Genomic DNA, 13457 nt, shown 5'->3' on the forward strand with positions numbered 1-13457 from the left:
CGGTGGCTGATCCGATCATTTCCCTGCGCGGCGTGACCAAGATATATGGTTCGGGCGCCACCGCCTTTCAGGCGCTAAAGGGTATCGACCTGGACGTTGAGGAAGGGGATTTCGTGGCGGTCATGGGGCCTTCGGGTTCGGGCAAGTCCACAGCGATGAACATTATCGGCTGCCTCGATGTACCCAGCAGCGGCGAGTTCCTGTTTAAGGGACGCCATGTCGAAACGCTGGACCGCGACCAGCGGGCGTTGCTTCGCCGCCGCTATCTGGGCTTCGTGTTTCAGGGCTTCAACCTCTTGTCCCGGACGAGCGCGCTTGAGAATGTCGAACTGCCGCTCCTGTATCGAGGCGAGGACAAGAAGAGCCGCTATGACGCGGGGATGGGGGCGCTCGACAAGGTGGGATTAAAAGAATGGTGGGACCACACGCCCGCTGAACTGTCTGGCGGCCAACAGCAGCGCGTCGCCATTGCGCGGGCAATCGTGACGCAGCCTGCCGTGCTGCTGGCCGACGAGCCTACGGGCAATTTGGATTCAGAACGATCGATAGAGATTATGGAACTGCTGGCCGACCTCAACCGGAATAGCGGCATTACCGTGATAATGGTCACGCATGAACCCGACATGGCCGCCTATGCCCGCACGATCGTGCATTTCAAGGACGGGCTGGTGGAGCGGATCGATACGGGGGTGACGGCGTGAGCATGTTCTCCTTCAAACCTTCGCCCCTCCGGGGAGAAGGATACGGAGCCTTGGCGACGAAGGCGCCTAGGCGCAGTTGGATGAGGGGGGATCGCGCGTCCCCTCCCCCTCTCCAAGTCCGCCTAGCTGCTGAAGCAGCAAGGCTCCCTATCCTCTCCCCTGAAGGGGAGAGGAGAATGGGATGCTAGGCACGACCGTCACCCTGGCGTTCCGGGCGATCAACCGGCACAAGCTGCGCAGCTTCCTGACGACGCTGGGGATCATCATCGGCGTGGCGGCGGTGGTCACCATGGTGACGCTGGGCAATGGCGCGACGGCGGCGGTGCGGGAGCAGATCAGTTCGCTCGGCGCCAATGTGTTGCAGCTGCGCCCCGGCCAAGGCTTTGGCCGGGGCGGCGGTGGACCTAGACCGCCAGACTTCAAGCCAGCCGATCTGACCGCGATCGAGAATCAGCTGACGGGCGTTCGCGCCGTCGCGCCGCTGGTGCAGTCGAGCGGCACCGCCATCTATGAGGGCAGCAACTGGTCGACCACCGTCTATGGCACGACCGCTTCCTATTTCGAGGTGCAGAGCTGGAAGGTTGACGCGGGCCGCCTCTTCATGCCGGAGGAGGAAGAGGCTGGCAAAGCCGTCTGCATCATCGGCAATACGGTACGCACCAACCTGTTTCAGGGAAGCGATCCCACAGGCAAGCGTCTGCGCATCAAGGGCGTATCCTGTCAGGTCATCGGCGCTTTAGCGACACGCGGCCAAGGGGGCTTTGGCGATCAGGACGATGTCGTCGTCATGCCGATCAAGTTCGTGCAGCGCCGCTTCACCGGCGACCGCGACATCAGCCAGATCATGATCGCGGTGGACGACGCTTATGACACCTCCACGGTGCAGGCCAGCCTGGAAGGACTGATGCGCGAACGGCGCAAGGTGAAGCCGGGGGCGGAGGATAATTTCAACGTCTTCGACACCAAGCAGATCAGCGACACGCTGACCGGGACCACCACCATCCTCACCCAGATCGTAGCGGCGGTCGCAGCCATTTCCCTGCTAGTGGGCGGGATCGGCATCATGAACATCATGCTGGTTTCGGTGACCGAGCGCACCCGCGAGATCGGCATCCGCCTGGCCATCGGCGCTGTCGCGCGGGAAGTGTTGATGCAGTTCCTGGTGGAAGCGATCGTTCTATCCTGCCTGGGCGGGCTGATCGGCCTGATCCTCGCGCTAATCGCGTCGATTGCCATCGCCCCGCTGATGCAGGTGCCTTTCATTTTCGATGTGAAGGTGAACATGATCGCCTTCCTCTTTTCGGCGGCAATCGGGGTGGTGTTCGGCTATTTTCCGGCGCGACGGGCAGCGGCACTCAATCCCATCGATGCCCTGCGGCACGAATAGGCTCTGTTACAATTTCAGACAGTTGAACCGTCTCATCGGCACAAGCTTGCGACAAGTGCGGCCTAAATCTGTCTTCAACGCCGAAGCAAAGGCGCGACAGATTAAGAGCAAAGGAGCAAGTGAGATGATCAAGAAACTGCTGATGACGCTGGCCGCAACGACGATGGTGGCAAGCCCCATGGTCGCCGCGCAGGCGCAGGCCGCGCCGCATCGCGAAATGACCCGCGTCGTCCATCAAGGCCCGCATGGCCGCACCGTAGTCAAGCATAGGGTGGTCAAGCACAAGACGGTCGTGCGCAAGAACGACTATCGCCGCTGGGGCAAGGGTCAGCGCTTCGACCGCCGCTATGCCCGCGATTATCGCGTTATCAACGATTATCGCGACTATCGCCTGAACGCCCCGCCGCGCGGTTATCACTGGGTCCGTTCCGGCAATGATGCGGTACTGGTCGCGATCACCAGCGGGATCATCGGCGCGGTTATAGGCAGCGCAATCCGTTAAGGCTTCGCTCGACCGAGCGGCCAGTAAGCGCCCCGGGGACCTCTCTCCCTCCGGGGCGCTTCATGATCTATATCAAACATAATGTTTAAACCGTTGAGGATTAAAAACGCTTGGCAAGGGGCTCGATATTTTCCGGGAAGCAACATGTCCTTGTATCAGATCATGTATATCAGCAGCGCGACAGGCGCCGTCTCACCCAGCCAGTGCGCGACGATCGCGCTGGCTGCTTCGCGCAGGAACAGTGGCGAAGACGTGACCGGATTGCTGCTCTACAATGGCAAGCGCTTTCTCCAGGTGCTCGAAGGGCCAAAGGACAATGTCGAGCGGATCTATAACCGGATCGGCCTCGATGACCGCCACCGGGGGCTCGTGATGCTGCGCAAGCAGGAGATCGATGCCCGTGAGTTCGGTGAATGGGGCATGGCCTATGACGACCCCTTCCGTCCTTCCGAGCCTTTGAAGCACAAGGTCGCCGCGTTGCTCGACCGGGCGGGAGCCTCCACGCGGGCGCATTTCATCGGCACGGCCGAGATGCACCGCAACTGAGAAGTCTTCCTTGCCAACCCGGCGCATTTCCGCCATAGGCGCCGCTTCGCGTGGGCCGGGGTGACTCGGATCCTGTGCGAAAAATGCTTGAGACGACAGCCGGAGGGGCGTTCCACATGGGGTGGGCGTCAGCGATCGGCCAACAGATGAGGCAATACCCATGGCTCTTTACGAGCATGTGTTCCTTGCGCGCCAGGATCTGGCACAGGCGCAGGTGGACGCACTGGCGGAAACCGCCACCAAGATCGTCGAGGATAATGCTGGCAAGGTGACCAAGGTGGAAACCTGGGGCCTGCGCAGCCTCGCCTACAAGATCGCCAAGAACCGCAAGGCTCACTATGTGATGCTGAACATCGACGCCCCCGCTGGTGTCGTCGCGGAACTGGAGCGCCAGACGCAGATCAACGAAGACATCATCCGCTACATGACCGTCAAGGTCGATGAGCTGGAAGCTGGCCCGTCGGTCATGATGCGCAAGCAGGAGCGTTCCGAACGTGGTGATCGCGGCCCGCGCGGCGATCGTGGCGATCGTGGCCCCCGCGAAGATCGTGGCCCGCGCCGCGACCGCGAAGAAGCCCCGGCTGGCGAATAAGGAGATCTGAACAATGGCACGCCCGTTTTTCCGCCGCCGCAAGAGCTGCCCCTTCGCCGCCAAGGATGCGCCGAAGATCGATTACAAGGACGTCCGTCTGCTGCAGGGCTTCGTGTCCGAGCGCGGCAAGATCGTCCCCAGCCGCATCACTGCGGTGTCCGCCAAGAAGCAGCGTGAGCTGGCCCAGGCCATCAAGCGCGCCCGTCACCTGGGCCTGCTGCCCTACATCGTGAAGTGAGGGAGTAAGACTCATGGAAATCATTCTCCTCGAACGGATCGAGAAGCTGGGCGCCATCGGTGACGTCGTCACCGTGAAGGACGGTTACGCTCGTAACTTCCTGCTGCCCAACAAGAAGGCGCTGCGCTCCAACAACGCCAACAAGAAGGTCTTCGAAGCCAACCGCGCGAAGATCGAAGCCGACAACGCCGCCCGCCGTGGCGACGCTGAAAAGGCTGCCGAGGGCGTCAACGGCAAGCAGATCGTCCTGATCCGCCAGTCGTCGAACGCCGGCCACCTCTACGGCTCGGTCGCAGTTCGCGACGTCGTGGAAGCGCTGCAGGCTGACGGTGTCACCAACGTCACCAAGGCGATGGTCGTGCTGGAACGCCCGATCAAGACGCTCGGCGTGTTCGACGTCAAGGTTGCGCTGCACCCCGAAGTCGCCGTCACCATTCAGGTGAACGTCGCTCGCTCGCCGGAAGAAGCTGATCTGCAGGCGCAGGGCGTCGACGTGATGGCCGACCTGTTCGAAAAGGACGAGGCTGGCTTCACCGAAGATTATGATCCGAACGCGGAACCCGGCGAAATCGCCGTGGAAGCGGAAGAAGCTCCGGCTGAAGAAGCCTGAGTTTCCACAACGGACCAAAAAAGAAAGCCGCCCCTAACCGGGCGGCTTTTTTGTTGGTTGGTTAGCGGATTGCTGAATGTTGCGATCCTGCTGGAACTGGGTCATTATTTACATAGGAAAGCCGCTAGGAAGCCAGATTGTCGAAGCGGTTTCCTGTCCAAAAGACAGAGCCCTTCGCCAAGCCTAAGCGAACGGACGGGTCGGAGTAAAATTCGGCCCAGGCGCCCGCCCGATAGCGCTTCAATAATCGATGCGGATCTGCACCTGCGAGACATCGACGCCTGCGTGTTTCGCGACTTCCCGCTTCGCTGAGTCGATGACATCATGAAGCTGCTGACCCAGACGGGCATTGCTCGCCCCTGCGGGACCCTGGGACGGCGCGACCGCCTCACCCACAAGCAACTGCTGCTCGGTCAGGCCGAATGCCTGGGCGAGGGCGATCAGGCTCCTGCGCCGGGGCATGGTCTTGCCCACTTCCCACGCCCAGAGCGAGGGCTTGCTGAAACCCGTCAACCTGGAAAGCGCTTCCCGGCTGAGGCCGCGTTCGCGGCGCAACCGGCGCAGACGCGCAGGAAACATTTCAGGGCTTTGCGCATCGGCGGCATGGTCGATCGGCCTGCCATTGCTGCGCACCGTGCTGCGAAGCCGGGTCGCGCTGACAGCGGCTTGGGGGAGCGCCTCATCGAAACGGCATCCAAATAACGGTTCATCCTGCCACACGACGCGGGCGGAGACGGAACCCGCTTCGGGCAGGGACAAAAGCACGTCTTGGCCAAGCTGCAGTTTTGAGCTCGTTTCAATCAGCATCCCCGCCGTGGAGATATCGTGAACCACGACGTCGGCCGATCCCTCGCCCAGTGCTTCGGCCACCTCAAGGCGAATGGGCCAACGAATATCGGCGCGCTTGTCGCCGGGCTCGGGGGATTGCTCCATGATCGGATCGATAGCCATGCTATGATACTCGCATTTAACGGGTTTACAGTAAGTTAATGCCTGAAGCGGGTTGGACCGATCCGAGCCACTCTTCCCCGCCCCCAATTCTGTTCAGCCGTCATTCCGTACCCGGATGAAAATAACAGCCCCCTTTCCTCCTTACCCTATCCTGCTCTATGGCGAAGGCCATATTTCCGAAGGGGACCGACAACTTGATCCTAGACCTTGCCGCCGCGGCTTCGGGCGCCATTCGTTTCGATCAGCTGGGGCTAAGCCCGGTCGCGCTCGACCTCGGCTTCTTCACGCTCAAATGGTACAGCCTCGCCTATCTGGCGGGCATATTGATCGGCTACTGGTATCTGCTGAAACTCATCGCCCAGCCGGGTTCTCCCATGGCGCGGCGGCATGCCGATGACATGATCTTCTATGCAACGCTCGGCATCATCATCGGCGGGCGGCTCGCCTATGTCTTCTTCTACCAGCCCGAAATCCTGCGCAATCCGCTGGACATCTTCAAACTGTGGAACGGCGGCATGTCCTTCCATGGCGGGGCGGCTGGCGTGTCGCTGGGCATCCTCTACATGGCGCGGAAGGAAAAGCTGTCCTGGCTACGTATCCATGATTTCGTCGCTTGCTGCGTGCCCTTCGGACTGCTTTTCGGCCGCCTCGCTAACTTCGTGAATGGCGAACTGTGGGGCAAGGAAACGGACGTGCCGTGGGCCATCATCTTCCCGACCGGCGGCCCCTTCCCTCGCCATCCGAGCCAGCTTTACGAAGCCTTTTTCGAAGGTATCGTGCTGTTCCTCATCCTCGCCTTCGCCTTCTGGAAGACGCGCGCCCGCTACAAGCCGGGAATGCTGGTGGGGATTTTCCTGCTGGGCTACGGCATATTCCGTTTCGGCGTGGAATATTTCCGCGAAGCTGACGCGCAGTTGATGGAATTTGCCGCGCGAACCGGCCTTCACATGGGCCAGTGGTTGTGCGTTCCGATGATCCTCGGCGGCCTATACCTGATAGCAACCGCAAAGGGCCGCCGCGTTCGCGTGGAGCCAATCGCGGGGAGCGCGAGTGTCAGCTGAACCGCTGACCCTCGCCCAGCGTCTGGCTCGGCAGATTGACGCCGGGGGGCCAATCTCGGTCGCACACTATATGGCCGAGGCGAACCAGCATTATTATGGCACGCGCGATCCTCTGGGAGCGGCAGGCGATTTCACCACCGCGCCGGAGATCAGCCAGATGTTCGGCGAACTGGTCGGCCTGTGCCTGGCAGACCTGTGGATGCGATCGGGTAGCCGTCCGAACGCGCTTTATGTTGAGCTTGGTCCGGGGCGCGGCACCCTCGCGTCCGATGCGCTGCGCGCCATGGGCAATGCGGGATTAACGCCCCAACCCCATTTCGTGGAAACCAGCCCGACCCTGCGCGAGCGGCAACGCGCGCTCGTCCCGAACGTCTTTCATCATGACAGCGTCGCCGCCTTGCCGGACAATGCGCCGCTGCTGGTCGTCGCGAACGAGTTTTTCGACGCCCTGCCCGTCCGCCAGATCATCCGTTCGGGTGACGAATGGCGCGAGCGGGTGGTCATCTGCCCTGATGAGGCCGACTCGAACCGTTTCGAGGCCGGGCCGGGCTATCGGCGGGTCGAATCGGGCATTCCCACCATCGCCGCAGACGCTCCGGACGGAGCGATCATCGAAATACCGCTGGCTGGGACCGCCATCGCGCTGGAACTGGCGCAGCGGATCGCTCGGCAAGGCGGCGCCGCGATCATCATCGACTATGGCTATGAAGGTCCAGCGATCGGCGACACTTTGCAGGCCGTGCGCGAACACCAGTTTGCGGACCCTTTCCGGGAACCGGGCGAAAGCGATCTTACGACCCATGTCGATTTCACCATGATAGGCAATATGGCGCGGCAGGCGGGTCTGCGAGTGCTGGGGCCGGTGAACCAGGGCGAGTTGCTGCGAAAGCTAGGCATTGATGCGCGGGCTGATCAGCTGGCCCGCACATCTCCCGCGCGGGCGACGGAGGTGGAGGCTGCGCGACTGCGACTGACTGCCGAGGACGCCATGGGGACGCTGTTCAAGGCGATGGCCTGGGTGCATCCGGATTGGGCGGAACCGGCGGGATTTGAGAGGTAGACCAGTCTCTCGCCGTCGCTCGAAACCAACGGAGGCGGGAAAACTACGCTTCCTCAATCTTCCTGATGATAACGGCTCAACCGGCGAATGAAGCCGATAAGGCCGGTCTGGCGGCTGCGCTTCATGCGCTCTGCATGAAGGATTGTCTGAACCCGCCTGAAGCAATCCTCCGCATCGACATTGCAGAGAACATAATCATAGCCGTCCCAATGCGCGATTTCATTGGCGGCGCGGGACATGCGGCCTTCAATCACTTCCTCGCTGTCAGTCGCACGGCCACGCAGGCGGCGTTCCAGCTCTTCCATCGAGGGAGGCAGGATGAACACGCGCACGACATCGCCCCCGGCGATCTGATGCAGCTGCTGAGCGCCCTGCCAGTCGATGTCGAAAAGTACGTCGCGGCCGCTCTTCAACATGGCCTCGACAGGCGCGCGCGGCGTGCCGTAGCGCTGGCCAAAGACGTGCGCCCATTCGAGAAATTCATGCTCCGCCGTCATCCGGCGAAATTCCTCCAGATCGACGAAATGATAGTCCTTGCCGTCCACTTCGCCCGGACGCATCGGCCGCGTGGTGGCGGATACGGACATGGCAAGGTCCGACTCAGCAGCCAGGAGCTTGCGCGCGATGGTGGATTTGCCCGCGCCGGAAGGCGAGGAAAGAACGAAGAGCACGCCACGCCGCTTGAAATCGGGCGCCTCAATAGGGATGCTGTCGGCCATGGCCGCTAGTGACGCCGTGGAACGCGTTTGGCAAGAGGCCGTGAAGGGGGACGATCGTTGAGACGCAAGGCACTACGCAACCGCCGGGGCTTCGTTGCCGCCGGGATCATCGTACTGCTGACCTGCGCGCTGCTATTCCTGATGGCACGGCCGCCCATCTGCACATGCGGCCATGTCGAGCTTTGGCATGGGGCGCTGGACAGCGGCAACAGCCAGCATATCGCGGATTGGTACAGCCTCAGCCATGTGATCCACGGCTTCTTCTTTTACGCAGGGGCGTGGGCGTTGACGCGGCGGCAACCGGTTGGCCCACGCTTTGCGCTGGCGGTGCTGGTCGAATCCGTCTGGGAGATATTGGAGAACTCGCCGATCATCATTGACCGCTACCGCGCGGCGACGATCGCTTTGGGCTATAGTGGCGACAGCATCCTGAATTCGATGAGCGATATCGGCATGATGGCGTTCGGCTTCCTCTTCGCGGCCCGTGCGCCGGTCGCGGTGACGATATGCGCTGGCATCGCACTGGAAATCATCGCGCTAGTGGCGATCCGCGACAATCTGACGCTTAACGTGCTGATGCTTGCCTGGCCGATTGAAGCCGTAAAAAGCTGGCAGTCAGCCCTTTAGGCCTTTTTCGTGCGGGCTTCGGTGATAGGCACCGGTTCGTTGCTAAGATCAGGCAGCGCTTTCACCGCACGTTTGCGATCGACTTCGCGCTTTGTCTCATAGGCTTTGCCCGCCAGATAAGCGCCGGTGACGAACAGCGCGCCCATCGGATAGCGCATGATCAACCGCTTTGCGCCCATGCCCGCGATAAGTCCGACCACGCCCTTCTTTCCGGTAGCCGCAGCAACGCGGGCCGCGACGACGGCCGCGCCCAGGCGTGCCGTCTTTCGCAGCAGCCCCGCCTTGCGCGGCGGGCGGACGGTGACAAGCGGCTGTTTGGACGTGATCTTCTTCATATGGCGATCAATGTATCGCAGGACGGGCGGTTCCGCCAGTTCACACCATATTTTCAGGCCGGACCAGCCGATCAAAACTTTCCTCATCGATCAGGCCAAGCGCAAGGCCCGCCTCTTTGAGCGTGAGCCCTTCTGCATCCGCATGTTTCGCGATCTTTGCCGCGTTGTCATAGCCGATCTCGGGCGCGAGGGCGGTGACCAGCATCAGCGACCTGTCGACCAGTTCCGCAATGCGCTTCTCGTTCGCCTCCAGCCCGTCGACGCAGCGTTCGGCAAAGCTGTCCATGCCGACGCTCAGCAGATGGATGGAACGCAGAACGGCAGCGCCGATCATCGGTTTGAAGACATTCAATTCCAGATGTCCCTGAAGGCCGCCGACCGTCACGGCCTGATGGTTGCCGATAACCTGCGCGGCCACCATGGTCAGCATCTCACACTGGGTCGGATTGACCTTGCCTGGCATGATCGAACTGCCCGGTTCATTGGCGGGAAGGTCCAGTTCGCCAAGTCCTGAGCGCGGCCCGCTGCCAAGCAGGCGGATGTCGTTGGCGATCTTGGTAAGTGCGACGGCCAGCGTGGCGAGGGTTGAGGAGAGATGCACCAGCGGATCGTTGGAGGCCAGCGCCTCGAACTTGTTGTCGGCCGTGCGGAACGGCAGGCCGGTGATCGCCGCAATCTCCCTTGCCATGGCGACGTCAAAGCCCTTGGGCGCGTTCAACCCCGTGCCCACGGCGGTTCCACCCTGGGCGAGCGCCATCATCCCGTGCATGACGGCAGGCTCGATCCGATTGCGACAGCGGTACAGCTGATGCGCGTAACCCGAAAATTCCTGCCCCAGCGTCAGCGGCGTTGCGTCCTGAAGATGGGTGCGGCCAATCTTCACGATGCCACCCCATGCCTCCGCTTTATCGTCCAGAGCCTTATGGAGCCGGTCGAGCGCGGGAAAGAGCTGCTCCGTCGCGGCGCGGGCGGCGGCGATGTGAAGCGCGGTCGGAAAGCTGTCGTTGGACGACTGCCCCATATTCACATGATCATTGGGGTGAACCGGGGATTTGCCACCCCGCTTGCCAGTCAGCGCTTCGTTGGCGATGCCCGCGATCACCTCATTCACATTCATGTTGGATTGGGTACCGCTGCCGGTCTGCCAGATGACGAGGGGGAATTGGTCGTCATGATCGCCCGCGATCACTCGGGCGGAGGCCGCCTCTATCGCCTCGGCCAGTTCCGGCGCCAATCCTTCCGCGCGATTGACCCGCGCCGCAGCCTGTTTGACGATGGCGAGCGCGTGGACGATCCCGATGGGCATGCGCTCCATCGCTCCGAAGGGGAAATTTTCGATGCTACGTTGGGTCTGCGCGCCCCAATAGGCGCTTGCGGGCACTTCTATGGCGCCGATGCTGTCGGTTTCGGTGCGGCTTTCCATGCAAAGGCTCCCGGAACGTAAAGTCAGGTAGCCAATCTGGGAGGTAAGGCGGCTATCCGCCAGCCCTTATTTCTTCTTGCCGAAATCCACAGTCACGACGTTGGAGCCGTCTTCGGTCGTGACCAGCGGCGCGTCATTCTCCGCTTCCTCATGCGGCTCGGGCAGTCCGTCCGACTGCACCTGGAATTGGAGCGCGAAATTCACTGCGGGGTCCACGAAGGCTGTGATGGCGGCAAAGGGTATTACAAGATGCGACGCAACCTGATTGAATGTCAGGCTGACCTCGAACCCGTCGCTGCTGACTTTCAGATCCCAGAATTTATTCTGAAGGACGATCGTCATCTCGTCCGGGAACCGTTCCACCAATTGCTTGGGGATCGCGACTCCGGGAGCCTGCGTCTTGAAGGTGATGTAGAAATGATGCGAACCCGGCAGACCGCCAGAATGCTCGACTTCGCCAAGCACGCGGCCGACCACGGCACGCAGCGCCTCCTGCACGATTTCGTCGTAGGGAATCAGGCTGTCAGGCAAGTCGTCGCTCATCCCCCATTGTCCTAACGGCGCGGCGCGGCTGGTCAAGTGCGCCCCGCACATGCAACGCCACATTGCATGCCACCCCCACTTCGGTATAGGGCGCAGCCATGCGCACGGCCGAAATTCACCGCAACACTGCGGAAACGCAGATCGACGTGACCGTCAATCTCGACGGAACGGGCATCTATACCGTCTCCACCGGCATCGGCTTTCTCGATCACATGATCGAGCAGCTGTCGCGGCATTCGCTGATCGACATGACGGTCAGCACGGTCGGCGACCTGCATGTCGACCAGCATCACACGACCGAGGATACGGCAATCGCCATCGGCGAGGCTGTTGCCAAGGCCCTGGGCGACAAGCGCGGCATCACCCGCTACGGCAGCGTCTATTCGCCGATGGACGAGACGCTTTCGCGCGTGTCGCTCGACATTTCTGGCCGTCCCTGGCTGGTGTTCAACGCGCCCTTCACCGTGCAGCGCCTGGGCGAATGGGACACCGAGATGATCGAACACTGGTTCCACAGCTTCGCGCAGGCTGCCGGGATCACGCTGCACGTCGAAAATCTCTATGGCAGCAACAATCACCACATCGTCGAAAGCTGCTTCAAGGGGCTCGCCCGCGCGCTGCGGCAGGCGGTTGAGATTGACCCGCGCAAGGCGGACGCCATCCCGTCCACCAAGGGGATGTTGTGACTGCGCTAGCCCTCATCGACTACGGCGCAGGCAACCTCCATTCGGTCCATAATGCCCTGCGCAAGGCGGGGGCGGAGGATGCCGTCATCACCGCCGACCCTGAGGTAGTGGCGAAGGCTGACCGCATCGTCCTGCCGGGCGTAGGTGCCTTCCGCGCGTGCATGGATGCGCTGTCCGCCATTCCCGGCATGATCGGCGCGATGAACGAGGCAGTGGGCCAACGCGGCACGCCCTTCCTTGGCGTGTGCGTCGGCATGCAACTGCTCGCTGATGCAGGCGAAGAGTTCGGACGGCATGAAGGATTGGGCTGGATTCCCGGCACGGTTCGGCGGATCGAGCCGACCGACCCCGCGATCAAGGTGCCGCACATGGGCTGGAACAAGGTCGTGCTGAACGGCGCTCCGCCTCTGCTGGAGCCGGGCGAGGCCTATTTCCTCCACAGCTATCATTTCGAAGCTGCCGATCCCGCCCATGTCGCCGCCATCACCGATCATGGCGGGCCGCTGGTGGCCGCAGTCGCGCGTGACACGATCATCGGTTGCCAATTCCATCCGGAAAAGAGCCAGACCTATGGCCTTTCCTTCCTCTCCCGTTTCCTGAAGTGGCGTCCGTGACCCCACTTCGCCGCCCGTTCGGATATTGATATGAGCCTGATCATCTTTCCCGCAATCGACCTCAAAGGCGGACAGGTCGTCCGTCTGGCCGAGGGCGACATGAACCGCGCCACCGTCTATGGCGACGATCCCGCCGCGCAGGCGCTGATCTTCGCGGAGGCAGGGGCCGAGCATCTGCATGTCGTGGACCTCGATGGCAGCTTTGCGGGCCATGCGGTCAATGCCGAAGCAGTGGAGCGCATCGTCGAAGCTTTCCCCGGCCATGTCCAGCTAGGCGGCGGCATCCGCAATCGCGAGGCTGTGGAGCGCTGGTTCGACCTTGGCGTGTCGCGCATCGTGATCGGCACCGCTGCGCTCAAGGACCCGGCCTTCGTCAAGGCGGCGGCGCGCGACTTTCCCGGCGGGATTGTCGTAGCCGTCGATGCACGGGATGGGTTCGTTGCGACCGATGGCTGGGCCGAAAAGTCCGACATGCCCGTCGCGGACCTCGCCCGCCGGTTCGAGGATGCGGGCGTCGCCAGCCTCCTCTTCACGGACGTAGGCCGGGACGGCTTGCTCAAGGGGTGCAATATCGACGCGACCGTCGAGTTGGCGCGCGGCACGGATATTCCGGTCATCGCCAGCGGCGGCGTGGCGGGGATCGCGGACATTCGCGTGCTCAGCCTGCATGCCGACGAAGGCATCGAAGGCGTCATCACCGGGCGCGCGCTTTATGATGGGCGGCTGGACCTGAAGGCGGCGCTGGCGATCGCGAAGGCGGCGGCGTGATGAACCGGCTCCTCCCCGCCGTTCGCTTCGAGCGCAGTCGAGAAGCCCTAACTCAGCAGTTCTCGACTACGCTCGAACCGAACGGATGTTGGGA

At 62.2% G+C, this 13457-nt stretch carries 18 protein-coding genes; 13 read left to right on the forward strand and 5 right to left on the reverse strand.

Features of this window, described 5'->3' with window-relative positions; all coding sequences use genetic code 11:
• The first annotated feature begins 2 nt into the window (after window positions 1–2).
• The 7 genes from ACZ5ZH_RS05850 (at window position 3) to rplI (ending at window position 4576) form a co-directional block, all read left to right on the forward strand.
• Complete coding sequence (locus ACZ5ZH_RS05850) at window positions 3–701, forward strand: ABC transporter ATP-binding protein (RefSeq protein WP_464772608.1); 699 nt, start codon at window positions 3–5, stop codon at window positions 699–701.
• Between the two features lie 181 nt (window positions 702–882).
• Window positions 883–2088 (forward strand): ABC transporter permease, encoded by a 1206-nt coding sequence (locus ACZ5ZH_RS05855; protein WP_464772470.1) that lies wholly within the window; start codon window positions 883–885, stop codon window positions 2086–2088.
• Between the two features lie 124 nt (window positions 2089–2212).
• Window positions 2213–2590, forward strand: coding sequence for an RcnB family protein (locus ACZ5ZH_RS05860; RefSeq protein WP_449473156.1), 378 nt, complete (start codon window positions 2213–2215; stop codon window positions 2588–2590).
• A 144-nt stretch (window positions 2591–2734) separates the two neighbouring features.
• Window positions 2735–3136, forward strand: coding sequence for a BLUF domain-containing protein (locus ACZ5ZH_RS05865; RefSeq protein ID WP_464772471.1), 402 nt, complete (start codon window positions 2735–2737; stop codon window positions 3134–3136).
• A gap of 160 nt (window positions 3137–3296) precedes the next feature.
• Entirely contained in the window at window positions 3297–3728 is a 432-nt protein-coding gene (gene rpsF, locus ACZ5ZH_RS05870; protein ID WP_449473159.1) for a 30S ribosomal protein S6, read from the forward strand.
• 13 nt (window positions 3729–3741) lie between these two features.
• Window positions 3742–3966, forward strand: a complete 225-nt coding sequence (gene rpsR / locus ACZ5ZH_RS05875) for a 30S ribosomal protein S18 (RefSeq protein WP_004212076.1) — start codon at window positions 3742–3744, stop codon at window positions 3964–3966.
• Window positions 3967–3979: 13 nt separating this feature from the next.
• Window positions 3980–4576: a 50S ribosomal protein L9 gene (gene rplI, locus ACZ5ZH_RS05880; protein ID WP_449473163.1), complete on the forward strand. Its 597-nt coding sequence runs from the start codon at window positions 3980–3982 to the stop codon at window positions 4574–4576.
• Between the two features lie 240 nt (window positions 4577–4816).
• Here rplI and ACZ5ZH_RS05885 read toward each other — a convergent pair whose 3' ends face one another.
• Complete coding sequence (locus tag ACZ5ZH_RS05885) at window positions 4817–5527, reverse strand: helix-turn-helix domain-containing protein (RefSeq protein ID WP_464772472.1); 711 nt, start codon at window positions 5525–5527, stop codon at window positions 4817–4819.
• A gap of 158 nt (window positions 5528–5685) precedes the next feature.
• Here ACZ5ZH_RS05885 and lgt point away from each other — a divergent pair, with 158 nt between their 5' ends.
• Both lgt and ACZ5ZH_RS05895 read left to right on the forward strand, forming a co-directional pair.
• Complete coding sequence (lgt, locus tag ACZ5ZH_RS05890; RefSeq protein WP_464772473.1) at window positions 5686–6588, forward strand: prolipoprotein diacylglyceryl transferase; 903 nt, start codon at window positions 5686–5688, stop codon at window positions 6586–6588.
• Window positions 6578–7648: a class I SAM-dependent methyltransferase gene (locus ACZ5ZH_RS05895; protein ID WP_464772474.1), complete on the forward strand. Its 1071-nt coding sequence runs from the start codon at window positions 6578–6580 to the stop codon at window positions 7646–7648. Before lgt ends, ACZ5ZH_RS05895 begins: the two co-directional genes overlap by 11 nt.
• Before the next feature lie 53 nt (window positions 7649–7701).
• Here ACZ5ZH_RS05895 and gmk read toward each other — a convergent pair whose 3' ends face one another.
• Window positions 7702–8367: a guanylate kinase gene (gene gmk, locus ACZ5ZH_RS05900; protein ID WP_196225878.1), complete on the reverse strand. Its 666-nt coding sequence runs from the start codon at window positions 8365–8367 to the stop codon at window positions 7702–7704.
• Between the two features lie 27 nt (window positions 8368–8394).
• Here gmk and ACZ5ZH_RS05905 point away from each other — a divergent pair, with 27 nt between their 5' ends.
• A complete protein-coding gene (locus ACZ5ZH_RS05905; RefSeq protein WP_464772475.1) occupies window positions 8395–8994 on the forward strand; it encodes a DUF2585 domain-containing protein in 600 nt (199 codons plus the stop codon).
• Here ACZ5ZH_RS05905 and ACZ5ZH_RS05910 read toward each other — a convergent pair.
• The 3 genes from ACZ5ZH_RS05910 to ACZ5ZH_RS05920 all read right to left on the reverse strand — a co-directional run bounded on the left by ACZ5ZH_RS05910 (window position 8991) and on the right by ACZ5ZH_RS05920 (window position 11295).
• Window positions 8991–9329, reverse strand: a complete 339-nt coding sequence (locus tag ACZ5ZH_RS05910) for a hypothetical protein (protein WP_196225876.1) — start codon at window positions 9327–9329, stop codon at window positions 8991–8993. The genes ACZ5ZH_RS05905 and ACZ5ZH_RS05910 overlap by 4 nt on opposite strands.
• 40 nt (window positions 9330–9369) lie before the next feature.
• Window positions 9370–10752 carry a class II fumarate hydratase gene (gene fumC, locus ACZ5ZH_RS05915; protein WP_464772476.1) on the reverse strand — a complete coding sequence of 461 codons (1383 nt, stop codon included), beginning with the start codon at window positions 10750–10752 and terminating at the stop codon, window positions 9370–9372.
• Between the two features lie 66 nt (window positions 10753–10818).
• The gene (locus tag ACZ5ZH_RS05920; RefSeq protein ID WP_449473174.1) at window positions 10819–11295 is read right to left on the reverse strand and encodes an SspB family protein; all 477 of its coding nucleotides are present in this window, start codon (window positions 11293–11295) and stop codon (window positions 10819–10821) included.
• Window positions 11296–11393: 98 nt separating this feature from the next.
• Between ACZ5ZH_RS05920 and hisB the strand changes: the two genes are divergently transcribed.
• From hisB to hisA, 3 genes are read left to right on the forward strand one after another with little or no spacing between them, the layout of a single operon-like run.
• Window positions 11394–11981: an imidazoleglycerol-phosphate dehydratase HisB gene (gene hisB / locus ACZ5ZH_RS05925; RefSeq protein WP_196225873.1), complete on the forward strand. Its 588-nt coding sequence runs from the start codon at window positions 11394–11396 to the stop codon at window positions 11979–11981.
• Entirely contained in the window at window positions 11978–12595 is a 618-nt protein-coding gene (hisH, locus tag ACZ5ZH_RS05930) for an imidazole glycerol phosphate synthase subunit HisH (protein WP_449473176.1), read from the forward strand. The genes hisB and hisH overlap by 4 nt, the downstream gene beginning before the upstream one ends.
• Before the next feature lie 30 nt (window positions 12596–12625).
• Complete coding sequence (gene hisA / locus ACZ5ZH_RS05935; RefSeq protein ID WP_464772477.1) at window positions 12626–13363, forward strand: 1-(5-phosphoribosyl)-5-[(5-phosphoribosylamino)methylideneamino]imidazole-4-carboxamide isomerase; 738 nt, start codon at window positions 12626–12628, stop codon at window positions 13361–13363.
• Window positions 13364–13457 lie beyond the last annotated feature (94 nt).

The sequence above is a fragment of the Sphingobium sp. TomMM7A genome (genome assembly GCF_055397305.1).